This is a genomic window from Pseudomonas sp. GW821-FHT07F01 (assembly GCF_059418825.1).
Map to the genome: position 1 here is coordinate 431,065 of NZ_JBWKQO010000004.1, position 19,832 is coordinate 450,896.

Annotated in this window: 28 protein-coding genes and 1 tRNA gene; 11 read left to right on the forward strand and 18 right to left on the reverse strand. The window is 59.0% G+C overall.

Annotation, left to right across the window (positions count from 1 at the left end):
• Positions 1-68 precede the first annotated feature (68 nt).
• Positions 69-1,502: a M48 family metalloprotease gene (locus tag AC07R1_RS16345; RefSeq protein ID WP_011059791.1), complete on the reverse strand. Its 1,434-nt coding sequence runs from the start codon at positions 1,500-1,502 to the stop codon at positions 69-71.
• Between the two features lie 232 nt (positions 1,503-1,734).
• Between AC07R1_RS16345 and AC07R1_RS16350 the strand changes: the two genes are divergently transcribed.
• Both AC07R1_RS16350 and AC07R1_RS16355 read left to right on the forward strand, forming a co-directional pair.
• Positions 1,735-1,974 carry a sulfurtransferase TusA family protein gene (locus tag AC07R1_RS16350; protein WP_011059792.1) on the forward strand — a complete coding sequence of 80 codons (240 nt, stop codon included), beginning with the start codon at positions 1,735-1,737 and terminating at the stop codon, positions 1,972-1,974.
• Positions 1,975-2,014: 40 nt separating this feature from the next.
• Positions 2,015-3,085: an AI-2E family transporter gene (locus AC07R1_RS16355; protein ID WP_011059793.1), complete on the forward strand. Its 1,071-nt coding sequence runs from the start codon at positions 2,015-2,017 to the stop codon at positions 3,083-3,085.
• A 36-nt stretch (positions 3,086-3,121) separates the two neighbouring features.
• Here AC07R1_RS16355 and AC07R1_RS16360 read toward each other — a convergent pair whose 3' ends face one another.
• Positions 3,122-3,595 (reverse strand): peroxiredoxin, encoded by a 474-nt coding sequence (locus AC07R1_RS16360; protein WP_011059794.1) that lies wholly within the window; start codon positions 3,593-3,595, stop codon positions 3,122-3,124.
• Between the two features lie 9 nt (positions 3,596-3,604).
• Positions 3,605-4,165, reverse strand: coding sequence for a glycine cleavage system transcriptional repressor (locus AC07R1_RS16365; protein WP_011059795.1), 561 nt, complete (start codon positions 4,163-4,165; stop codon positions 3,605-3,607).
• A 326-nt stretch (positions 4,166-4,491) separates the two neighbouring features.
• Between AC07R1_RS16365 and dapA the strand changes: the two genes are divergently transcribed.
• The 8 genes from dapA to AC07R1_RS16405 all read left to right on the forward strand — a co-directional run bounded on the left by dapA (position 4,492) and on the right by AC07R1_RS16405 (position 10,919).
• The gene (gene dapA, locus AC07R1_RS16370; protein WP_011059796.1) at positions 4,492-5,370 is read left to right on the forward strand and encodes a 4-hydroxy-tetrahydrodipicolinate synthase; all 879 of its coding nucleotides are present in this window, start codon (positions 4,492-4,494) and stop codon (positions 5,368-5,370) included.
• Between the two features lie 17 nt (positions 5,371-5,387).
• On the forward strand, positions 5,388-6,503 hold the full coding sequence (gene bamC / locus AC07R1_RS16375) for an NlpB/DapX family lipoprotein (protein ID WP_011059797.1): 1,116 nt from the start codon (positions 5,388-5,390) through the stop codon (positions 6,501-6,503).
• A gap of 4 nt (positions 6,504-6,507) precedes the next feature.
• Complete coding sequence (locus tag AC07R1_RS16380) at positions 6,508-7,266, forward strand: MBL fold metallo-hydrolase (protein WP_011059798.1); 759 nt, start codon at positions 6,508-6,510, stop codon at positions 7,264-7,266.
• 28 nt (positions 7,267-7,294) lie between these two features.
• Positions 7,295-8,008 (forward strand): phosphoribosylaminoimidazolesuccinocarboxamide synthase, encoded by a 714-nt coding sequence (gene purC / locus AC07R1_RS16385; protein WP_058433542.1) that lies wholly within the window; start codon positions 7,295-7,297, stop codon positions 8,006-8,008.
• A gap of 84 nt (positions 8,009-8,092) precedes the next feature.
• A tRNA-Ser gene (locus AC07R1_RS16390) sits at positions 8,093-8,182 on the forward strand.
• Positions 8,183-8,656: 474 nt separating this feature from the next.
• The gene (locus AC07R1_RS16395) at positions 8,657-8,851 is read left to right on the forward strand and encodes a hypothetical protein (protein WP_265534205.1); all 195 of its coding nucleotides are present in this window, start codon (positions 8,657-8,659) and stop codon (positions 8,849-8,851) included.
• A 53-nt stretch (positions 8,852-8,904) separates the two neighbouring features.
• Positions 8,905-9,813, forward strand: coding sequence for an SDH family Clp fold serine proteinase (locus AC07R1_RS16400; protein WP_495110709.1), 909 nt, complete (start codon positions 8,905-8,907; stop codon positions 9,811-9,813).
• A gap of 257 nt (positions 9,814-10,070) precedes the next feature.
• On the forward strand, positions 10,071-10,919 hold the full coding sequence (locus tag AC07R1_RS16405) for a hypothetical protein (RefSeq protein ID WP_495110710.1): 849 nt from the start codon (positions 10,071-10,073) through the stop codon (positions 10,917-10,919).
• An 83-nt stretch (positions 10,920-11,002) separates the two neighbouring features.
• Here AC07R1_RS16405 and AC07R1_RS16410 read toward each other — a convergent pair whose 3' ends face one another.
• From AC07R1_RS16410 to AC07R1_RS16480, 15 genes are all read right to left on the reverse strand, one after another.
• On the reverse strand, positions 11,003-12,220 hold the full coding sequence (locus AC07R1_RS16410; protein ID WP_495110711.1) for an Arm DNA-binding domain-containing protein: 1,218 nt from the start codon (positions 12,218-12,220) through the stop codon (positions 11,003-11,005).
• Entirely contained in the window at positions 12,217-12,432 is a 216-nt protein-coding gene (gene xisR / locus AC07R1_RS16415; protein WP_092320351.1) for an excisionase family protein, read from the reverse strand. The genes AC07R1_RS16410 and xisR overlap by 4 nt, the downstream gene beginning before the upstream one ends.
• The gene (locus tag AC07R1_RS16420) at positions 12,429-12,740 is read right to left on the reverse strand and encodes a hypothetical protein (protein WP_495110712.1); all 312 of its coding nucleotides are present in this window, start codon (positions 12,738-12,740) and stop codon (positions 12,429-12,431) included. Before AC07R1_RS16420 ends, xisR begins: the two co-directional genes overlap by 4 nt.
• Positions 12,737-12,991 (reverse strand): hypothetical protein, encoded by a 255-nt coding sequence (locus AC07R1_RS16425; RefSeq protein ID WP_495110713.1) that lies wholly within the window; start codon positions 12,989-12,991, stop codon positions 12,737-12,739. Before AC07R1_RS16425 ends, AC07R1_RS16420 begins: the two co-directional genes overlap by 4 nt.
• Complete coding sequence (locus AC07R1_RS16430) at positions 12,988-14,919, reverse strand: DNA cytosine methyltransferase (protein WP_495110714.1); 1,932 nt, start codon at positions 14,917-14,919, stop codon at positions 12,988-12,990. Before AC07R1_RS16430 ends, AC07R1_RS16425 begins: the two co-directional genes overlap by 4 nt.
• The gene (locus AC07R1_RS16435; protein WP_495110715.1) at positions 14,916-15,146 is read right to left on the reverse strand and encodes a hypothetical protein; all 231 of its coding nucleotides are present in this window, start codon (positions 15,144-15,146) and stop codon (positions 14,916-14,918) included. Before AC07R1_RS16435 ends, AC07R1_RS16430 begins: the two co-directional genes overlap by 4 nt.
• A complete protein-coding gene (locus AC07R1_RS16440) occupies positions 15,143-15,760 on the reverse strand; it encodes a hypothetical protein (protein ID WP_495110716.1) in 618 nt (205 codons plus the stop codon). Before AC07R1_RS16440 ends, AC07R1_RS16435 begins: the two co-directional genes overlap by 4 nt.
• A 75-nt stretch (positions 15,761-15,835) precedes the next feature.
• Positions 15,836-16,648, reverse strand: a complete 813-nt coding sequence (locus AC07R1_RS16445) for a DUF2303 family protein (protein WP_495110717.1) — start codon at positions 16,646-16,648, stop codon at positions 15,836-15,838.
• Positions 16,649-16,687: 39 nt separating this feature from the next.
• A complete protein-coding gene (locus AC07R1_RS16450) occupies positions 16,688-17,038 on the reverse strand; it encodes a YfdP family phage-associated protein (protein ID WP_102879044.1) in 351 nt (116 codons plus the stop codon).
• A gap of 50 nt (positions 17,039-17,088) precedes the next feature.
• A complete protein-coding gene (locus AC07R1_RS16455; RefSeq protein WP_058434352.1) occupies positions 17,089-17,331 on the reverse strand; it encodes a pyocin activator PrtN family protein in 243 nt (80 codons plus the stop codon).
• Positions 17,328-17,711, reverse strand: coding sequence for a hypothetical protein (locus AC07R1_RS16460; protein ID WP_102879045.1), 384 nt, complete (start codon positions 17,709-17,711; stop codon positions 17,328-17,330). The genes AC07R1_RS16455 and AC07R1_RS16460 overlap by 4 nt, the downstream gene beginning before the upstream one ends.
• On the reverse strand, positions 17,708-17,983 hold the full coding sequence (locus tag AC07R1_RS16465) for a phage antirepressor KilAC domain-containing protein (protein WP_495110718.1): 276 nt from the start codon (positions 17,981-17,983) through the stop codon (positions 17,708-17,710). Before AC07R1_RS16465 ends, AC07R1_RS16460 begins: the two co-directional genes overlap by 4 nt.
• Before the next feature lie 10 nt (positions 17,984-17,993).
• Positions 17,994-18,566, reverse strand: a complete 573-nt coding sequence (locus tag AC07R1_RS16470; protein ID WP_495110719.1) for a deoxynucleotide monophosphate kinase family protein — start codon at positions 18,564-18,566, stop codon at positions 17,994-17,996.
• Positions 18,563-18,754 (reverse strand): hypothetical protein, encoded by a 192-nt coding sequence (locus tag AC07R1_RS16475; RefSeq protein WP_495110720.1) that lies wholly within the window; start codon positions 18,752-18,754, stop codon positions 18,563-18,565. Before AC07R1_RS16475 ends, AC07R1_RS16470 begins: the two co-directional genes overlap by 4 nt.
• Before the next feature lie 143 nt (positions 18,755-18,897).
• The gene (locus AC07R1_RS16480; RefSeq protein ID WP_495110721.1) at positions 18,898-19,416 is read right to left on the reverse strand and encodes a helix-turn-helix domain-containing protein; all 519 of its coding nucleotides are present in this window, start codon (positions 19,414-19,416) and stop codon (positions 18,898-18,900) included.
• A 95-nt stretch (positions 19,417-19,511) separates the two neighbouring features.
• On the opposite strand from AC07R1_RS16480, the gene AC07R1_RS16485 reads away from it, so the two are divergent.
• On the forward strand, positions 19,512-19,706 hold the full coding sequence (locus tag AC07R1_RS16485; RefSeq protein ID WP_265532294.1) for a helix-turn-helix domain-containing protein: 195 nt from the start codon (positions 19,512-19,514) through the stop codon (positions 19,704-19,706).
• The last annotated feature ends 126 nt before the right edge of the window (positions 19,707-19,832 follow it).

Genomic DNA, 19,832 nt, shown 5'->3' on the forward strand with positions numbered 1-19,832 from the left:
GCCCCTGAGGTTGCCCAATAAAAAGCCCGCCTCGTAAGAGGCGGGCTTTTTTGTGGCTTGCGTCAATGTCAGCGCATCATGTCCTTGACCATCTGTTCCTGGTCCATCATCTCGCGCTGGCGAGCGTCGATCCTCGACGACAGGGGGAAGTTGCTGCCGGCCCGGCGCTTGGCGAAGTCCAACTGCTGGATGGCCTGGCGATAGTCGCCCACCAGGGCGAAGTACTCGGCCCGGGCCTGGTGCAGGCCGATGATATTGCCCGACAGGCCGCGGGTTTCCGCCACCAGGTACCAGACATCCGGGTCGTCCGGGCGGCTTTTCAGCAGGCCTTCCAGGGCCTTTTCGGCATCGGCCGGGCGGTTCTGCTTGAGCAGCAGGTCCACGCGGATCTGGTTCAAGGGGTAATTGCCCGGGTACAGGTTGAGCATCCTTTCGACCCGAGTCTGCGCGTCCGGCAGGCGGCTGTTGGCCATGTCCAGTTCGATCTGAGCCAGGTTGTAGGTCACGTCGTTGGGCGACTTGGCCAGCAGCGGCTTGAGGTTTTCCCGTGCTTCGTTCCACTGGCTGCCCTTGATCTGGGCGATGGCCAGGCCGTAGCGAGCGATGTCGTTCTTCGGGTTCTCATCGAGCTGCGCGCGAAAGCGCTTGGCGGCCAGCCCTGGCGATTCCTCATAGGTCAGTTGCACCCGGGCGCGGATCAACTGGTAGCGCAGGCTGTCTTCGGTGCCGCCTTGCCGGGCCTGTTCCGCGCGGTTGCGGGTGTCGGCGATCCGCGATTCGGTCACCGGGTGAGTCAGGAGAAATTCCGGCGGCTTGGCATCGAAGCGGTACTGGCGCATCAGGCGTTCGAACATGGTGGGCATCGAGCGCGGGTCGTAGCCGGCCTTTTCCAGGTTGAGGATGCCGATGCGGTCGGCTTCCTGCTCGTTCTGCCGGGAGAAGCGCCGCTGTTCCTGGATGGCCGCGGCCTGGGTGCCGGCGATGGTGGCGATCCCCGCGTCCCCGGCGCCAGCGGCGGCAATCACGATCCCGGCCAGCAGGGCGGCCATCATCGGCACCTGCATGCGCTGCTGGGCTTCGACCCCTCGGGCGAAGTGGCGCTGGGAAAGGTGCGCCAGTTCGTGTGCCAGCACCGAGGCGTACTCGCCTTCGGTCTGGGCATTGAGGAACAGCCCGCCATTGACCCCGATGATTCCCCCGGGAGCGGCGAAGGCGTTGAGCTGCGGGCTGTTGATCAGGATGAACTCCAGGCGCCGGTCGTTGACCTGGCTGGTCTCCACCAGTTTGTAGACGCTGGTTTCGACATAGTCCTTGAGTTGCGGGTCGTTGAGCTGCGAAACCTGGCTGCGCAGCAACGCCAGCCAGGCACGGCCCAGTTGGTATTCCTGTTGCGGAGAGACAATGGCTGAACTGGCATCACCAAGTGACGGCAGGTCGTCGGCGAAGCCCGGTGAGGCGAGCAGGCAAGCGAGCGTCAGCAGGGTAGGGCGCAATACATTCATGCACAAAGCCTTAATCGACAAAGGCTCTACTGTAGCTGGACACCTGGCCGGGGACCAGACAAAGCCAGTGAAAACTCTGAGGATAAAAAGTGCTTTTGGGTAAATTCCGGCGTCTACCTGATCGTGGCTTCGGCAGCGCGCGGCAGTGCTCTGGTGTCGGGCTTCTTTATTGCCGGCGGGCCTGGCTTGCAGGGTATTCTAGACGCCTTGAATTGATGATCGGAGTAACCCAATGACCGATGTTGTCGCCCATGATGCCGAGCTGGACGCCAGCGGCCTGAACTGCCCGCTGCCGCTGCTCAAGGCCAAGATGGAACTCAATCGCCTGGCCAGTGGCGCGGTACTCAAGGTCATTGCCACCGATGCCGGCTCCCAGCGTGACTTCCGCACTTTCGCCCGTCTGGCCGGTCATACCCTGCTGCGTGAAGAGGATGAAGCCGGGGTGTATCGCTACTGGTTGAAAAAGGCCTGAGCGCAGTCTGCCCTTGAGGGCCTTCATCTAAGGAACATCGATGTTCAAAGTGCTACGTGACTGGATTCAGCGCTACTTCTCGGATGAAGAGGCGGTGGTGCTGGCCGTTCTGCTGTTTCTGGCCTTCACTGCCGTCCTGACCCTGGGCGGCATGCTCGCGCCGGTGCTGGCGGGGATGGTCCTGGCCTACCTGATGCAGGGGCTGGTGGTGAGCCTGGAGCGGCTGCGCCTGCCTGGCGGGGCGGCCGTGGGGCTGGTGTTCGCGCTGTTCATGGGGCTGCTGCTGGTGTTCATCCTGGTGGTGGTGCCGTTGCTCTGGCATCAGTTGATCACCCTGTTCAACGAGCTGCCGGGCATGCTCGCCAAGTGGCAGTCGCTGTTGCTGCTGTTGCCCGAGCGCTACCCGCATCTTGTGTCCGACGAGCAGGTGCTGCAGGCCATCGAGGTGGCCAGGGGCGAGATCGGCAAGTTCGGCCAGTGGGCGCTGACCTTCTCCCTGTCCAGCCTGCCCTTGCTGGTGAACATCATGATCTACCTGGTACTGGTGCCGATCCTTGTGTTCTTCTTCCTCAAGGATCGGGCGATGATCAGCCGCTGGGTGATCAGCTATCTGCCCCGCGAACGTACGCTGATTACTCGCGTGGCCCATGAAATGAACCGGCAGATCGCCAACTACATTCGCGGCAAGGTCATCGAGATCGTCATCTGTGGCGGGGTGACCTACATCGCCTTCGTCGCCCTGGGCCTGAACTATGCGGCCCTGTTGGCTCTGCTGGTGGGGGTCTCGGTGGTGGTGCCCTATGTCGGCGCCGTGGTGGTAACGGTACCGGTGGCGCTGATTGCGCTGTTCCAGTGGGGCTGGAGCGATCAGTTCATCTACCTGATGGCGGTCTACGGGATCATCCAGACCCTGGATGGCAACGTGCTGGTGCCACTGCTGTTCTCCGGCGCGGTGAACCTGCACCCGGTGGCGATCATCTGTGCGGTGCTGCTGTTTGGCGGGCTGTGGGGGTTCTGGGGGATATTCTTTGCGATTCCCCTCGCGACCCTGTTCAAGGCAGTGCTGGATGCCTGGCCCAGGAAGGACCCGGTGGTGGCACCTCTACTCTAGATAAACGGGGCGGCTGATACAGCCGCCCCGGTCATTTCAGGCCTTGTTCAGGGCCTGGGCCGCGGCCAGTACGGCGTCGACGTGCCCGGGTACCTTCACCCCGCGCCATTCCTGGCGCAACACACCGTCCTTGTCGATCAGGAAGGTGCTGCGGTCCACGCCCAGGTATTCCTTGCCGTAGAGCTTCTTCAGCTTGATCACGTCAAACAGCTGGCAGACGGCTTCGTCCTTGTCGCTGATCAGCTCGAAGGGGAATTCCTGCTTGCACTTGAAGTTCTCGTGGGACTTCAGGCTGTCGCGGGAAACGCCGAAGACTTCGGTGTTGGCAGCCTGAAAGGCGGCGTATTGATCGCGAAAGCCCTGGCCTTCGGTGGTGCAGCCCGGGGTGCTGTCCTTGGGATAGAAGTAGATCACCACTTGCTTGCCCTTGAGGTCGGACAGGCTGACGGTCTGCCCGCTGGTGGCGGGGGCCTGGAAATCGGCAATAGGTTGATCGATAGCAACGGCCATGGGGCTTCCTTACATAGGGTTCTGTGGGCGCCAGGGTTCGATCAGCGCGTCGAGGTTCATGGCATCGGCAAAGTCCAGGAACTGGTCGCGCAGCCAACTGATCTGGGTGCCGGCGGGCAGGGTCACGGTAAAGGTGGCATTGAGCATGGTGCCGCCGGTCTGTGGAGCCTGGTAGGTATCGCAGGTGAGGTTTTCCAGCTCGACCTGATGGTCGATGAAGAACTGGCACAGCTCATTGACGATGTCCGAGCGGTACGCGGCGCTGACGTAGGCCACATAAGGCAGGGCCTGGGGGCGGCTTTCCAGGGCGGCGCTGCGCACCACGTTGACCGTGAAGGCATGCTTCTTGGCCAGGAACGGCAGGCTGCTTTCCAGGCGCGCCAGGGCGTCCCAGCTGCCGGAAATCTCCAGAACCAGCGCGCTGCACTCGCCATGCCGGGTCAGGCGCGACGTCACCACGGCGCAGCGGTTTTCATGGCTGGCGCGGCACAGGACGTTGGTCAGCTCCATGGGGTTGGCGCCGAGGGCACTGATGACAAGGAATTGTTCGCGAACTGTGGGGGTGGACATGCAGCATTCCTAAAGCGATGAGCGGTCGGTACTTTTTGACAAGCCAGTACCCGGCAAGCGTCGCCGGCGGAACTTCAAGGCCTCGGACCACAAGCCGGCGACTGGCCCCGAAACGCTCGGAACACAGGCTGGCAACGCGGGAATGGGGCTTTGCAGATCCAACAGGCAGGCGATAACCCGGTCTACACGCTTATCAGTAGCGATCAAAGCCTGAAGGGTAGCGAAAACCATCGCTCAGGGGAATGCTCATGGCGCGGGACTTCGCTTGTGCAAGGAACTTGGCGCCAGTACCATTACCGCTCTCTTTTTCCGGCAGGAGCGGTTGCATGATTGCGGGCAGTATGGTGGCACTGGTCACACCCATGGATGCACAGGGAAATCTCGACTGGGACAGCCTGAGCAAACTGGTGGACTTCCACCTGCAAGAGGGCACCAACGCCATCGTGGCGGTCGGCACCACAGGTGAGTCGGCCACCCTGGATGTGAACGAGCACATCGAAGTGATTCGTCGGGTGGTCACCCAGGTTGCAGGGCGCATTCCGGTGATCGCCGGTACCGGCGCCAACTCGACGCGCGAAGCGATCGAGCTGACCACCAATGCGAAGATCGCCGGCGCCGATGCGTGCCTGCTGGTGACCCCGTACTACAACAAGCCGACCCAGGAAGGCCTGTACCAGCATTTCCGCGCCATTGCCGAGGCCGTGGACATCCCGCAGATCCTCTACAACGTTCCGGGCCGCACCGCATGCGACATGCAGGCCGAGACCGTGATCCGCCTGTCCAGCGTGAAGAACATCATCGGGATCAAGGAAGCCACCGGCGACCTGCAGCGCGCCAAGGCCATCCTGGCCGGCGTGCCCGGCGATTTCCTGGTGTACTCCGGCGATGACGCCACCGCAGTCGAGCTGATCCTGCTGGGCGGCAAGGGCAATATCTCGGTGACCGCCAACGTCGCGCCACGGGCCATGAGCCAGATGTGCGCCGCGGCCATGGCCGGCGATGCCGCCAAGGCCCGGGAGATCCACGAGACCCTGATGCCGCTGAACAAGACTCTGTTCATCGAATCCAACCCTATTCCCGTGAAATGGGCCCTGCACGAAATGGGCTTGATGCCGGACGGTATCCGTCTGCCGCTCACCTGGCTCAGTGCCGCCTGTCACGAACCGCTGCGGCAGGCCATGCGCCAGTCCGGCGTCTTGGTTTAATTGAGGAAGTACAACGCATGAAGCGAATGGCCGGACTTTCCGCACTTGCCTTGATTATCTCCAGCACCAGTGGCTGCGGTTGGATCTGGGGCCCGGAAGGCTACTTCCGTGACCGGGGTAGCGATTACCTGCAAGCGCAACAAACAGCACCGATGCAATTGCCGCCGGATGTACAGACCGCCAAGCGTCTGGACCCTCTGCTGCCGATTCCGCGCAACGTGGCCGACGACAACGTCAAGGGCGAGTACGAAGTGCCTCGTCCCCAGCCGCTGTCGGCCATTGCCGATGCCAGCGACTACACCCTGCAAAAGAGCGGCGATTCGCGTTGGGTCATGGCCCAGCATCCACCGGCCGAAGTCTGGCCAGTGGCGGTGCAGTTCTTCCAGGACAACGGTTTCCGCCTGGATCAGCAGCGCCCGCAAACCGGTGAGTTCACCACCGGCTGGCAGCGTTCCGACGAACTTTCCGCTGCCGTGGCCAAGCGCCTGAGCAGTGCCGGCGTCGCCGCCGACAGCGAAACCCGCGTACGGGTCCGTATCGAGCCGGGCGTGCAGCGCAACACCAGTGAAGTCTATGTGGTCAGTGCCGAGCGTCCCGCCGGCAGCACTGCCGACGTGGAATTCACCAACCGTTCGGTCAACACCGGCCTGGACGCAGCGCTGGTGGACGACATGCTGGCAAGCATGAGCCGCACCTCCGAGAAGGGCGGTTCGGTGTCTCTGCTGGCGGCCCGCGATTTCGATACCCCGAGCCGAGTCAGCCTCAGCGAGGATGGCAGCGGCAACCCGGTGCTGAACCTGGGCGCCGACCTCGATCGCGCCTGGTCCAGCGTTGGCCGTGCCCTGGAACAGGGCGAATGGCGGGTTGAGGACATCAACCGCAGCCTGGGCCTGTACTACATCAACCTGGCGGAAAAAGCCGAGAAGAAAGACGACGAGCCGGGCTTCTTCGGCAAGTTGTTCGGCAGCAAGCCGGCCAAGGAAGAGATCGAAGCCCGTGCCGAGCGCTATCAGGTTCGCCTGAGCAAGGTAGGCGAGAACGTCCAGGTCACCGTCGAGAAGAACATCAACACCGTGGCGCCGGCCGATGTGGCACGCAAAGTGTTGGGCGTGATTCAGGACAACCTGGGCTGATCCGATGCGTTTTGCCGTTCTCGGCAGTGGTAGCCAAGGGAATGGCACGCTGATCGTCAGTGCCGACACCTGCGTTCTGGTGGATTGTGGTTTCTCCCTGCGGGAAACCGAGCGGCGCCTGCTGCGTCTGGGAGTCGATCCCGCGCAGTTGAGCGCCATCCTGGTAACCCACGAACATGCCGACCACGTGCATGGCGTGGGTTTGCTGTCTCGGCGCTACAATCTACCGGTCTACCTCAGCCAGGGCACCTTGCGCGGGATGCGCAAACCGGTGGAGGTCGCGGGTTTTGTCCGCGGTGGCGAGTCGCTGCAGATCGGCGCCTTGCGCATCGACGTGATTGCCGTGGCCCACGACGCCCAGGAACCTACGCAATTTGTCTTCAGTGATGGCCAGCGGCGCTTCGGCCTGCTGACCGACCTCGGCTCCTACTGCGCCGGGGTGCTGGACGGCTACCGTGGCCTGGATGCCTTGATGATCGAGGCCAACCATTGCCGGGATCGGCTGGCACGGGGTTATTACCCGTACTTTCTCAAGCAGCGGGTTGGCGGCGACCTGGGACATTTGAACAACCATCAGGCCGCAAGCCTGGTGGCCGAATTGGGATGGCAGGACCTGCAGCACCTGGTCCTGGCTCATCTGAGCAGCAAGAACAACCTGCCGCAGCTGGCCCGGCAATGTTTTGTCGACACCCTCGGGTGCGACCCGGACTGGCTGCAACTGGCCGATCAAGATTCAGGGCTCGACTGGCGCCACATCGCCTAGCCCACCTACTTAGCAAGCGGAGCCCATCATGGAAAAACGTGAAGAACTCTACCGCGGCAAAGCCAAATCGGTTTACAAGACCGACGACGCCGACCGCTTGATCCTGCTGTTTCGCAACGACACCTCGGCGTTCGACGGCAAGCGCATCGAGCAGCTGGACCGCAAGGGGATGGTGAACAACAAGTTCAACGCCTTCATCATGCAGAAACTCGAAGCCGCCGGCGTGCCGACCCAGTTCGACAAGCTGCTGGGCGACAACGAATGCCTGGTGAAGAAGCTCGACATGATTCCGGTGGAGTGCGTGGTGCGCAACTACGCCGCCGGCAGCCTGGTCAAGCGCCTGGGCGTGGAAGAGGGCATGAAGCTCAACCCCTACACCTTCGAGCTGTTCCTCAAGGACGACGCCAAGGGCGACCCGTTCATCAACGAATCCCACGTGGTGGCATTCGGCTGGGGCACCGTCGAGCAACTGGCACGCATGAAAGAGCTGTCGCTCAAGGTCAACGAAGTCCTGAGCAAGCTGTTCGATGACGCTGGTCTGCTGCTGGTGGACTTCAAGCTGGAGTTCGGTGTGTTCAGCGACGGCTCCATCGTCCTGGGCGACGAGTTCAGCCCGGACGGTTGCCGTCTGTGGGACAAGGACACCAAGAAGAAGATGGACAAGGACCGCTTCCGCCAGGGCCTGGGCGATGTGATCGAAGCCTACGAAGAAGTGGCCCAGCGCCTCGGCGTACCGCTGTAATCGACGCAAGCATCTGATAGCACGGAAAAAATTTGCTCGGGGGGCTTCGCTTCGAGCAAAGGTGCTGTTATGATGCGCGCCGTTGGAGAGATGCCAGAGTGGCCGAATGGGACGGATTCGAAATCCGTTGTACCTTCACCGGTACCTAGGGTTCGAATCCCTATCTCTCCGCCATTATTGAACAAGACTAAGCCCCCGTAATCATTGAAGATTACGGGGGCTTTTTCGTTTCTATGGTATTTGTTAGGGCATTCTTAGGGCATCTAGCAGTCTCCGTAGGCCGCAGTGGGGCGCGCTAGGCCGGTAGGGGCGTCACCACAGCCTGTGGAGGAGATAGCGCCAGCGAGGGCGCAGCAGTGCCTTTGTAGTGTCTATGTGCCTTAGGGTTACGACGGTCTGGTAGGGCACCTATCGATTCCTCGTTTGGTTGCAAAAAATACTATGGCGGTGCGGCGTTGCTTCGGCTAGATTCTGTCTATCGAAATGTTCCACAGCGTGGAACGTATCGAAGGACATGGCGGTCGTACTTACGTTCGTCGCCTTTTTCGATGGATTTGATGGGTTAGCTTTCAACGCGGCTATCGTTTTGCTAGCATACGGACCCAATTTTTCGAGGTTTCCGTGGTGGGAGCTTCGCTGGAGCAGAGCATGCAGACCAATCGCACTGATTTCGAAGCCGGTTTCGCACTTTTGGGCGTGAATCCCCGTCCTGGGACTCAGTATCCTGGTGCAATGGCCTATGCTCGTCAGTTCAAAAAATGCTCGATTTTGACCGACGTAAATATTAGTTATTCCACTAATACCTCTGAGAATAACGTAATTAAGAAAGTCGACAACAAGTAAAGTTTTTGTTGTTTGGAAGCCCGGTTTTTCCGGGCTTTTTTATGGATGATGACATGCCTAATTGGACTCAAGTTTTAGAAGAAATCATCGGTGCCCAGCAAGGTGGTCACAGCGGTATAGATATTGTACGTAAAAAATATCTGGGCTTGCTGCAGCAAAAAACGCAGCGCAATGTCATCGCTTACTATTCAGGCTTTCTTCAAAAGCCAGGTTACGCTTTCGGTCATGTCAATGATGATGACAAGAACGGCTTGATGAATGCTGTCCATGGTCTTGACCGTAATCGTGGGTTGGACTTGATACTTCATACACCTGGTGGTGACTTATCGGCGGCTGAGTCGATAGTGCATTACCTACGCCAAATGTTCGGGACGAACATTCGGGCGATAATTCCTCAGATCTCAATGTCTGCGGGAACGATGATCGCTTGCGCCTGCTCGTCCATTGTGATGGGTAAACAATCGAACATAGGGCCTTTTGATCCTCAGTTCGGTGGTATCCCAGCCTACGGTGTTCTAGAAGAATTTGAGAAGGCGATTGAGGCCGTTAAGGCTGACCCTGCTACGACTCCGATTTGGCAAACGGTAGTTAGCAAATACCACCCATCATTTTTAGGCGAGTGCGAAAAGGCGATCGAGCTGGCGGGGGCTATCGTCAAAGGGTGGCTTGTTGCTGGTATGTTCAACAACGATCCACAGGCAGTGGACAAAGCTGATCGTATTGTTGCGGCTCTCAACGATCATGCTGGCACCAAGACTCACTCACGCCATTTTCACATCGAAGATGCAATAGGTTTTGGTCTGCAAGTCGAGAAGCTTGAGGATGACCAGGATCTGCAAGAGCTGGTACTGACTGTGCACCACGCCTATATGCACACGTTTGCCAACTCACATGCCGGTAAAATCATTGAAAACCATGAGGGTGCTTGCATAGCTCTTTTGGCTCAAGGTTCAGAGAATTAAGCTATTATCTCTGCACCATTCTTGAGTAAGACTAAGTCTCCTGTAATCGTTTAGGATTATGGGGGGCTTTTTTGTTTCTGTGCTATTTGCTAGAGCGTTCTCAGGGCAGAATCGATATCTCCAGAGCCGCTTCAGGTCATCACGGGCCACCATATATGTTGCCCATCCAGCACTCAGTTCTGTATTTTTCGATACATCTGCAAGGTAGGCGCGGGTCCTGCTTCGATTGACCTGCATTAAGTTTTGAGGATTTTTCAATGTGGGGATACATTGTCGCTGGCGTCGTAACGGGGCTGTTTATTGCGTTATTGATGCTGTTGTTTGTTTTTTCTTTTTCACCAACTATCGCTAGTTTAATTGATCCAGTCGTCGTGTCGTTTCTCAAAGATGTAGTTGGGCCTGTTTCTGCTGGCTTTGGTGGTGCTGTTGCTGGTGCCTATGCTGCTTTCTATTTTCAACAAAAATCACAGAAAGATAAAGAATTTCAGGACTCTGCCCGTACACTGAGTTTGGCAAAGCTACATTATGTACAAATGCTAAATGATCTTACTTCGATCAAGAAAACATCATTTCTTCCTTATAGTGCTCACGAAGCGCGCTTTACGATAATCACATATCTTCCAGATAGCCCCCTGACTGAGCAGCCGTTGGATATGAAGTTGATCGATATGCTTATGGCTCAGAAGGCGGGGGAGGCTATCAATAATGTTTTATTAGCAGCCAAAAAATACGAGGCGTGTTTTGATAATTTCAAGTCAAGAAATAGGGCTTATGATGATTACAGAGCGGTAGTTAATGCTGCACATACAGGGAAAGGCTTCAAGACTAGTCTCATTGAGCTGTGCAGAGTGGTTGAGCCTGGAAGAATGATGGCGCTATTTAATAATACTGAAGATCTAATCTCATATGTTGATGAGACTATTGTGTTTATTGCAAATACAATTGAGGAAGTAGGTGGTATCCTAGATCCTCAATTCAAAGAGAGAGGAGTTAGCATTATTAATATCGGCGCTCCTCCAGAAATTGAGATGGAACCTATAGCAAAGCCTTTCTTCACAGAAGAAACTTTGGAAGAGTTTCTTCGACAGGTAAGACCTGAACTGTAATTTCTTTAATTTATGCTGACTCTTATTATCTTTGAAATAATTTCAACTATGCTTTGGGTGTCTTTGGACACGCTTTCCAGTACTTACTCCACTCTAAATCCAAGCATTCTTGAAACGATGCCTGCCATGCTCTTGGTGTCCTTGGGTATCCAGCGGCCATAGTGCTTTCTCACCATGGTTGTGTCAGCGTGGCCCAGTTGGCGCGCCACCCACTCGACTGGAACGTAACTCGACAGCATCTGGCTCGCGAAGGTGTGGCGGCATTGGTTGGCGCCGCGATGCCGAACCCCGATCTTTCTCAAGTGGGCGGTAAACCATTTGCTAAGGGTCTTGCCGTTCCAAAGCACGGCGCTTCTTGAGTTGCGGAAAAGGAACCGGACCTTCTGCTTTTTCGCTGTGATGTTATCGCGCTGCATGACTTTGATTTCAACGGCTGGTGCTGTCTGCGCAGCAGCGACAATCTCGCGCATCAGGTCGAGGGCTGGATCTATCAGCTCCACGATCCGTATCCGTGATCGCTCCTTGGGTACTTTGAATTCCCCCACGACCAGAGCGCGGCGTACATGAACAGTGCCGGCGGCGAGGTCTACATCTTCCAGGGCCAGGGCGATGACTTCGGACATTGACAGGCCGGTCCAGCAGTTGAAAGCGAGCATGCGGGCATCCTCCAGGCGCTCTGGGTCGCCCGTTGCAATTAGCTCGATTTCCTCGCGACTGAAAGGGTCGGCGTGTTCCGAGTCTGAATCGGTACCGACATTGCTGATCCGCTCCAGCGGGTTTGATTTTAGTATTCCGTCGCCAAAGGCGTCGGCCCAGACCCCACGGACTACGGTGAAAATATCGTTTACGGTCTTCGGTGATAGGCCCTGCTTGAGCAGTTGCGCCTGGAACAGTTCGATATCGCTTTTGCTGATGTCGACAATGCGCCTTTTGCCGAATTTGACGCCGACGTGTTTCGATTTACTTGCGTAGTTCGCGACTGTGCTTGAGGCTCGAAGTGCGCGCTGTACCTCAAGCCACCTATCTATCCCTTCCTGCACTGTTCGTTTCGTCGAGTGGCCGCCGGTACCCGAGAACATGGCCGCCCTAGGTGAATCGGGGAAGTGGGCGGCGTAGTCAAAGCGCCCCTCTTTGATCTCTGTAAGGATCGTCCGGCGCTTGTTGTCGGCATAGGCAATCGAAGCTTTGTTGACGGCAACTATGCCGGGCAGCGGTTCGCGGCACCGCTGCCCGTGTAGCATGAACACAATGCGGAGTTGCTTGCCGTTCATCTCGACGCCTGTTGGCATTTTCTCCTTCATGGTTGGCCGGCCATCCACTTTTCAATGGCTTCCTTGTTGTAGACCAGCACGTTGGCCGGATCTGTACGGTAGTGCTTGCCCTCCAGCCAGATGCCACGAGTGCGGTACTTGCGGACCGCTTCGGTACTTAACCCAAACACCGGGTACAGCAGGTCTTGGCGGAACCAGGCGCCTGGCGTGATGTGAAGATCGATTTTCTCTGCGGCGCTCATGCTGCCTCCGTTGTGTTGTCGCTGACCTGCTGCGCGGATGAGGCGCAGACCTGTTGAGTGAATGTCTCGCCTTTCTTGCGGCTGACGGTGAGGTATCGGCGCTGGCCCTGGCGCATTTGCTGGATCTTCTCTGGATCAGCCCAGCCAACGAGTGGTGCGCTTGGGCGAGTAAGGTCCTGCCGGGTATGCAGCTTCTCCAGCTCTGCCAGTACGTCTTTGAGGTCGAGCGTCGAGACGGTCAGTGACTTGTCCCCTTGGTTTATCGCGCGGTGTAGGCTGGCTCGAAGGTAGTTGATTGCGTGGTTCATGGCTGCCCCTCGATGATCATGCCGTAGTGGAACCACCGACTTTTCTGTGTCTTGTGGTTAATCCCGCGCAGCTCCCCACGACGCGACCAATGGTTGCCGTGACCGGTCACCTCGATATCGCTTTTGCCGCGACCGACACTCACGCGCACGAGGCAACCTATCGGCCACGCTTTTTTCACGGCCGTTGCCAGTGCGAGATTCGCTTCCTCGACGGCGTTCTGGCATGCCAATACATCATCGCGCTTGCTCATGCGGCCTCCTTAAATTGCTCGGTTTGGCGCCAAGGGTCATTTGCGCGGGCGATGGCTGCCATCGGCGGTGGGCTGACGCTGTTGCCGCACATGTGAACTTGTTGGGTCTTGGTGAATGGCTTGCCGTCAGCGCCGTGGCTGATGATGTAGTCGTCGGGGAACCCCTGGGCCTTGTACAGCTCGGAGGGCTGCAGCATCCGCAGGCAGATATCGACGATCACATACGGTGTTCCCTTGATCGTGACGGTGACCAAGCCGAGGCGATCCTTGGTAGTTACCGTTGGGGCAGGCTCGTTGACAGCACTCACGTTCTCAGTGCCGTAGTAGCTGATCAGGAATGCCGCGACCCGCAAGGCTCCCTCTTCGTGTTCTGGCGATAGGGTGTACTCGACCACGCCGTGATGGGTGCCAGCTGCGCTGACGGTGTGCAGTGGTTCGGCACAGTCCTTCGCATCACAGTTGCCGCGCAAGTGCAGCAGGTTCGCCGTAACCAGCTGCTGCTGGCTGCCTGAGTTGGTCACCGTGGTCATTGGGGCCTCAATGCTCTTGGCGGCCGTGGTGTTGAAGCCGCCGTTCATCTGGGCCATGAGCGCAGTCACCACTGATCGGTGGTTCTGAGTCATCAAGGTGCCAGTAGGCTGGTCAATTGGCGCCGGCTTGCCGGAGTACTCAGGGCCGCCAGTACCCACCAGCACAGCGCCGGCTATGGCGTGCTTGACGCCGCCGGCAACAACTGTGCCCAGCGGCTGGTCGAGGCCAGGCACTCTGGGTTCCTGGCCGGTGCGCTCGCCGTATCCGGTTTGGATCAGGGTTGGGCTGATCAGCGTCAGCTCACCTCGATTCGCGCAGGTCACAGTCGGTAGCGGGGCGGACGGGTCGTTGATCCGGTCGCTGCCCTGGTGCGTTGCTGGCGCGATGATCGGGCTGGCCATGGCGAATGATCCGCCGCGGGGCCAGGACGTCACGGTCCGCAGCGGCTCATGGGCTGACTGCACGCTGTCGCCCGACCAGTTAGCAATTGGCACGATGAACGGGTCAGCAGCATCGAGGACGAATTTCTTCATGCCCTTTGCGATTCGCCGCAGGGTTGCAGGTGCCAGCGGCTTCGGCCGGTCGAAAATGCTTTTGCTCGGGATCGTCCAGTCAATGCACTCGGCGGCGGCGCGCCACTTCTTCTGGCCTTTGGCCGGATTCTTGGCATGGGTTGGCTCTGGCCACACGATGGGCTGGCCGTCGCAGCGGGCGATCATGAATAGGCGTTCTCGGCTGGTCGGCGCGCCGAAGTCGCACGCCTTGATCACGCGCCACTCGACGGCATATCCCAGGCGCTGCAGCTCGGCGACGAACACGGCCCAAGTCCGGCCGCGCCGGGCTGGGTCTGGTACCAGGAACTGCTGGTGAACCGGCACAACCTCACCAGGGGCAGCCACACTGCCACCGAGTTTCACTACCCGGCCTGTAGCCTTGTCGCGCTTTGCAACGAGGGGTCCCCACTGCAGAATCTGTTTCACGTTCTCCAGGCTGATAACGCGGGGTTTCTTCTTGCCTGCCCACTTGAGGCCGATCCACGACAGGTTGCGGATCTCGCGCTTGCGTGGCTGGCCGCCGGCAGCCTGGCTGTGGTGTGTACAGTCTGGCGACATGTGGAACCAACCAACGGCCTTGCCGCTACATTCGGTGTCCGGATCACCCTCAAACACGTCGGTGGTGTAGTGCTTTGCGCCTGGGTGGTTCACGGTGTGCATGCTGATCGCTGCAGGGCTGTGGTTTTTCGCGACGTTCACTGCGCGGCCCAGCCCTATCTCCAGGCCGGTTCCGGCACCGCCGCCCCCGCAGAAGAAGTCAACGACGATCTCATCGTCTTGAGCGTTCAACCCGAGGGAGTACTGGGTCTTGAAGCTGAAAGGAGGTGTTTTCAAGGATGTCATGCTGCTGCCTCCTGTTCAGTCGTCTCTGCTTGAGCAGTGGGCTGGAACAGCGGGTCGGCACCGATAAACACTTCATCGGGTACGTTCTCCCACTCGGCGCGAATGGCGTCGAATTCGCCATCGTTCCAGAGCTGCAGGAAGATCAGGCCGTCTTCGTCCTTGAGGGCGAATTCAATTGCTGCGACGGAGGCATACGGAGCGCTGGTCGCTGATGCCTGGTTGATCATGCTGCGTTCTCCTGGCCCAACTCGCGGGCTTCGCGTTGCTGGTGCAGCTCGTAGGCTTCCCGAAGTGCTTCGCGTACATGCGGATAGCCCTCTGTGTCTGCCTCATGCGGGAATGTGATGGTGCTGTTTTCGGGCCCGCCCCAGAGGTCGCCGTGGGTGTTGAGCCATTCAATGAGCTGGGTGTCCAGCGATTCCCCGTTATGCGCGGTAGCCGCGGTGACGGTGTGGAAGACCCGATAGGCCAGGGCGCGGGCTTGGGCGGCCAGGGCGTCTGCTTTCGCCTGGACGGGGGCAGTCCCTGGTATTGCCTTGTAGGTCGAAGCAGCAAGGCCCGGGGCCTGGGCGATGCTGATCAGGGTCTGGTGCTCTTCCAGGGTGAAGGGCTGCGCCTTGAGCTGGCGCTGGCGGGTGTTGTGGTCGGCGAGCTGCTTTTTCAGTTCCTCGCGGGCCTCGACAGCTCGGGCCAGATCGTTGTTCAGTGCATGGATCCGGTCGCGGTCGTCTGCTGTGGCGCGTGCCAAGGCGCGCAGGAACGCCCGGCGGATGAAGTAAGCCAGTAAGGCCAGCCCAACCAGCTGGCCAGCGGCGATGATGATCAGGTGTTGAGTTTGCATGTGCTGTGATCCTCGTTAGAGCCCGCCGCCGGACGGATAAGTGGTGAGAGGACGGCGGCGGGGTGTTGCAGGTGGTTACGCCAGCTTGAAGCTGCCGATGGTCAGCGTTGCGGCGCTGCCCACATCGGCCTGGACGACTTCCTTAAATTCCTGGGCCAGGTCTTCGCGCAGTTGTTCCTCGCCGATCCAGCGCAGCTTGAGCAGGGGCTTGTCGCCGCCGGTCAGTACCGCCACACGCAAGCGGATGGTTCTCGCCGTGAGCCCTTCGTAGGGCTCGACGGTGAAGCGGAATTCGGCTGGCAGCCCTTCGGACGACTTGGCCTCGATCTGGTCCATGGCGGAGCGCGATGCGCTCAGGTCGCCCACGACGTGCTCACTCTTGCGGGCCTGCTCGATGCTGATCGAGCGAATGGCGCTCGCTGCTTTGCGCAAGTCGATGGGGGAGTCGTCGGCGGCCAGGGAGGCCAGGTTAGGGGCCCAGTCTTCGATCCAGTCGCTCAGGTCTTTCTGCTGGAACGTCGTGCCGGCGGCGCGATCCAGGGCCTGAAACCCAGCGGTCTTGCGCAGGTTCAGCGTTGCGGTGAAGTCGCCGTGACCGGGGGCGGAGATGTCACCCAGGTTGAAGTACACGGTGCAGCGCATCTGTTCTGCGTCAACGAAGCCGGCGGCTGCAGCTTCGGTGCTGTGGTGTTGTACGTAGTTGCCGAAGTCGTGCAGCGAATGAGTGACCAGCTCGCCGCGAAAGCGGCTGCGCAGAGGCTGGAACTGTTCGATGCTGTGTATCTTCTGGTCGGACGGCAGCACCAGGGTTGGGGTGTGCGTGTCCAGACGCTTGGCGTGGGCCAGAATGGCGGTGTCCTGAATCAACTGAACTGCTTGGGCTTCCATGGATCGGTTCCTTCTGTGGTGAGAGGTATGAAGCTGGGGTTACGACTTGGCGTGAATTGGTGCGTCGTTCCGGTCGAACAATTGCCCAGGGCCTGGGGCCTCCGCGAACAGGGTCAGGCGCCCCCCTTCGTTGACATGCATCGGCGTGTCGAGGGTGGTGTCCTCGCTGCGGCTGCCGCGCTTGGTTGGCACCTTGTAGGCCAGCTTGTGATTGACGGTCACCTGATGGCTGGATGCGATCTGGCTCAAGGTGAAGGTGATGGTCACGGTGCCGACCTTGCTGTGGTCAACCACGCCTGCAGCGACTTCTGAAAGCGCGTGGCCGATCTGGCTGGCGAATACTCCGGCGTTGAGTTCGCCGATGAATTCGGCGGTGTCAGTTGGTTTCATGTGCTGTGTCTCACTGGATGTTCACCCCTGGACGGCAGGGGCCACCGTCGTCAGGCCGCCGCTTTCTCCGCTTGGGCGTCGAGGTAGGCGGCCAGGTTGTGCAGATAAACCACGGGTTTGGCGCGTGCAGACCCGTGAAGGCGCGTCACGATCAGCTTCACCCGGCCCTTTTTGATTTCGCTGAGCAGATGCCGGTCAGTGCGGATGTGCGCGAAATACTGCTCCCGCACCGCTGCGAGAGTGGGGCAGGGGGTGGCGAACTGGCGCCGCAGTTGGTCGAGGGTGTCGCTCATGTGCTTACCTCCCCGGCCCCCACGTCGGCGGGCTGCAGCTTGAGGCGGATCAGTTCCGCCAGCCCCTCTTTGCTGGCGCCTCGGGCGGCGGCGCAGATCAGGCCGCGCTCATCCGCCACGACAGCGCCGAAGGGTGTCTCGGGGACATTGGTCGGGGTGACGTAGGCAATCTGACCGGGTTGAATCACGCTGCTGACGCACCGATAAACCTCCGCCAGCTCGACCGCACAGGCGGGCATGCTCGCCAGAGCCAGCGTGGCCTCGTTGGCGGTGCCGATCAGGGTGGCTTTGCTCACGGTGCCGGGGCTGGTCAGGTAGATCGGGATCAGGGCCAGGGCGCCGAGTGCTTGGGTGTAGGCGTTGAAGTAGTTGGTCTTCATGCTGCGGCGTCCTTGTTCGTGATGGTGATGCACAGTTTCTTTGCCAGCCACGGCACACCTGCCTCGGTGACCATGACGACGGCGTAGTGCTTGTAGCGGCCGGTTTTGCCGATCTGCACGCTGCGCGGATCTGAAAACAGGTGGCCCTGGTCGCGGTGGTGGCTGGCCAGGTCGCCATCCTTGGAAAGAATGCGCAGCTCGCGGAGCTTTGCGCGGAATGTGCGGGGCTTAAGTCCGAGCACTGCTGCTGTTTCGTCCAGGGTGCGGTTCATGGCGTTGGCCTCAAGCTGCAGGGCGTTGGGCGCGGTGGTAGATGACCTCTATGCAACAGTCGATTTCCACCTTTAATGCGGACAGACAGGCTGTGTTGCGTGCGATCAGATCGTCCTGCTGTATCAGGATGCCGGCCTCGCTGGCGTGCGGATTCACTGCCTGAGCGTCAGGGCGGTGAATGTGGATGATGGTGCCCCCGCGCTGGCGGATGAACTCTGCTTCGTTCTCGAAGCGCACGTCGCTGACGACGAAACCAACAACGCTCGACAGCGAGTTTTGTAGGTAGTTGAGGTTCTGCTCTGCGATCCTCACCCACACGTCTGGGTGCACCATCTGGCGGGCCCACTCTGTGCCCATCGACTGCATCAGTTCACGCGGGGATCGGCCAAGCCAGGCCAGGGCCTGCTCTTTGCGCTCGCCTTCGAAGTCGTCCGGGTCGAGGTTGAAGATCTCCATGAGCCCGGAGCGCAGCGGATCGGCGAAGGCGTAGTGCTCCAGCAGGTGGTTGCGTACCAGGTGGTCAGCGGCGGTGGATTTTCCCGAGCGAGCCGGGCCGGCAAGGCCAATCAGCAATGGTTTCATGCTGCGTCACCCCCGAACGGGCCGAGGCCTACCGGTTTGGCGGCGGCGGTGCGGCGGGTGGTGGCTATCACAAGCAGGCCGGTCTGGCGCTGGATCTTGTCGATGGCTTCGGGGCTGGTGCAGGCTGCGGGGTGGAGGTACACCGGGCAGCGGGAGCGGGTAGGACTGTGCTGTGTAGTCGTTTGCATGATTCGTACTCGTGGTGAGAGGAGTACGAATGAGGTTATACATACGTTTTTGCGTTGTCTATACGTTATCGAATAAATTATGCGTTTCGAGCATTTCGTATAGGTGTGACGATAGGAGGTATGTCCTTCCGTCGGATTGTGCCTTACTCGGGGAGGGGGTGGGTCAACAGCAGCTTCAGCTCAGCAATTCGGTAGGTTTTCAGGGCCTCAATGAGCATAGGCTCTTCCTGATAGATCTCACTGATGTAGTCGTCTAGGAGTTCTTGAAGCGCGTTCCTGAGTAGTTTTTCGGGCTCAAGGGAAGTGAATGTGCTACTAGATTCAGAGTTCTTAACGACCTTGATTTCAAGCTTTGTCGTGTTAGCTCGTGCCCTGCGTCGTTTAGCGCTAGAGCCTGTTTTTGCGGGCTCTGAAGCGATAAGGAGCGGTTCTTCCATGGAGGAATTCTTCGGGAAAGGAAGGTCCTTTTTTCCTGTCCATAGCCAATTAGCACTCACTCCAAGTGCTTTGGCAATCTTTTCAATATTTAGCTGCCGTGGGCTTAAGGACTCCCCGGTGATGATCCTATGGACGGTCGGTTGTGGCACTCCAGCCCGGCGACCTAGTTCAGATTCAGAGAATCCTTGCTCGGCCATGCGTTCGGCTATTCGTTTACCAATCATTTTAGGACCCTGATGTTTAAATGCATTAGCGATTGTATTGCATGGGTCTATTCGTTTGCGTATGATTTGTTGCAGGCAAACGCATGGTGAACAACATGTCCATCCAAGAAATGCTGAAAGCGCTATTAGCCCTTGGTTTATCTCAACAGGCTATTGCTCTTGAGGTTGGAACGACGCAGCCCACTATTAGCAGGGCTATCAAGGGGGCGGATGTCAGGCACGAGCTTGGCAAGGCTATCGAACGGTTTTATGCCGAGCGAGCAATGCAACCTAGGAAAAGTGCCGCATAAACGTATAGGTCTGCACGGCGAGCAGTAAGGATGCTGGTCCGGGGCCTCTCACCACAAGATTTCCCCGGCCCAGCGGTGGCGGCACCAGCACATACATGCCGCCACTTGAAACACCGGCCAAAACAG

Coding starts and splice junctions, on each gene's coding strand:
- AC07R1_RS16365 (WP_011059795.1), bottom strand. CDS start 4,165: ATGTCCACCCCCACAGTTCGCGAACAATTCCTTGTCATCAGTGCCCTC.
- AC07R1_RS16395 (WP_265534205.1), top strand. CDS start 8,657: ATGCAGACCAATCGCACTGATTTCGAAGCCGGTTTCGCACTTTTGGGC.
- AC07R1_RS16440 (WP_495110716.1), bottom strand. CDS start 15,760: ATGCAAACTCAACACCTGATCATCATCGCCGCTGGCCAGCTGGTTGGG.
- AC07R1_RS16380 (WP_011059798.1), top strand. CDS start 6,508: ATGCGTTTTGCCGTTCTCGGCAGTGGTAGCCAAGGGAATGGCACGCTG.
- AC07R1_RS16435 (WP_495110715.1), bottom strand. CDS start 15,146: ATGATCAACCAGGCATCAGCGACCAGCGCTCCGTATGCCTCCGTCGCA.
- AC07R1_RS16455 (WP_058434352.1), bottom strand. CDS start 17,331: ATGAGCGACACCCTCGACCAACTGCGGCGCCAGTTCGCCACCCCCTGC.
- AC07R1_RS16410 (WP_495110711.1), bottom strand. CDS start 12,220: ATGAAGGAGAAAATGCCAACAGGCGTCGAGATGAACGGCAAGCAACTC.
- AC07R1_RS16425 (WP_495110713.1), bottom strand. CDS start 12,991: ATGAGCAAGCGCGATGATGTATTGGCATGCCAGAACGCCGTCGAGGAA.
- AC07R1_RS16355 (WP_011059793.1), top strand. CDS start 2,015: ATGTTCAAAGTGCTACGTGACTGGATTCAGCGCTACTTCTCGGATGAA.
- AC07R1_RS16420 (WP_495110712.1), bottom strand. CDS start 12,740: ATGAACCACGCAATCAACTACCTTCGAGCCAGCCTACACCGCGCGATA.
- AC07R1_RS16475 (WP_495110720.1), bottom strand. CDS start 18,754: ATGCAAACGACTACACAGCACAGTCCTACCCGCTCCCGCTGCCCGGTG.
- dapA (WP_011059796.1), top strand. CDS start 4,492: ATGATTGCGGGCAGTATGGTGGCACTGGTCACACCCATGGATGCACAG.
- AC07R1_RS16450 (WP_102879044.1), bottom strand. CDS start 17,038: ATGAAACCAACTGACACCGCCGAATTCATCGGCGAACTCAACGCCGGA.
- AC07R1_RS16430 (WP_495110714.1), bottom strand. CDS start 14,919: ATGACATCCTTGAAAACACCTCCTTTCAGCTTCAAGACCCAGTACTCC.
- AC07R1_RS16465 (WP_495110718.1), bottom strand. CDS start 17,983: ATGAACCGCACCCTGGACGAAACAGCAGCAGTGCTCGGACTTAAGCCC.
- AC07R1_RS16470 (WP_495110719.1), bottom strand. CDS start 18,566: ATGAAACCATTGCTGATTGGCCTTGCCGGCCCGGCTCGCTCGGGAAAA.
- bamC (WP_011059797.1), top strand. CDS start 5,388: ATGAAGCGAATGGCCGGACTTTCCGCACTTGCCTTGATTATCTCCAGC.
- AC07R1_RS16480 (WP_495110721.1), bottom strand. CDS start 19,416: ATGATTGGTAAACGAATAGCCGAACGCATGGCCGAGCAAGGATTCTCT.
- xisR (WP_092320351.1), bottom strand. CDS start 12,432: ATGAGCGCCGCAGAGAAAATCGATCTTCACATCACGCCAGGCGCCTGG.
- AC07R1_RS16405 (WP_495110710.1), top strand. CDS start 10,071: ATGTGGGGATACATTGTCGCTGGCGTCGTAACGGGGCTGTTTATTGCG.
- purC (WP_058433542.1), top strand. CDS start 7,295: ATGGAAAAACGTGAAGAACTCTACCGCGGCAAAGCCAAATCGGTTTAC.
- AC07R1_RS16360 (WP_011059794.1), bottom strand. CDS start 3,595: ATGGCCGTTGCTATCGATCAACCTATTGCCGATTTCCAGGCCCCCGCC.
- AC07R1_RS16460 (WP_102879045.1), bottom strand. CDS start 17,711: ATGAAGACCAACTACTTCAACGCCTACACCCAAGCACTCGGCGCCCTG.
- AC07R1_RS16345 (WP_011059791.1), bottom strand. CDS start 1,502: ATGAATGTATTGCGCCCTACCCTGCTGACGCTCGCTTGCCTGCTCGCC.
- AC07R1_RS16350 (WP_011059792.1), top strand. CDS start 1,735: ATGACCGATGTTGTCGCCCATGATGCCGAGCTGGACGCCAGCGGCCTG.
- AC07R1_RS16485 (WP_265532294.1), top strand. CDS start 19,512: ATGTCCATCCAAGAAATGCTGAAAGCGCTATTAGCCCTTGGTTTATCT.
- AC07R1_RS16445 (WP_495110717.1), bottom strand. CDS start 16,648: ATGGAAGCCCAAGCAGTTCAGTTGATTCAGGACACCGCCATTCTGGCC.
- AC07R1_RS16400 (WP_495110709.1), top strand. CDS start 8,905: ATGCCTAATTGGACTCAAGTTTTAGAAGAAATCATCGGTGCCCAGCAA.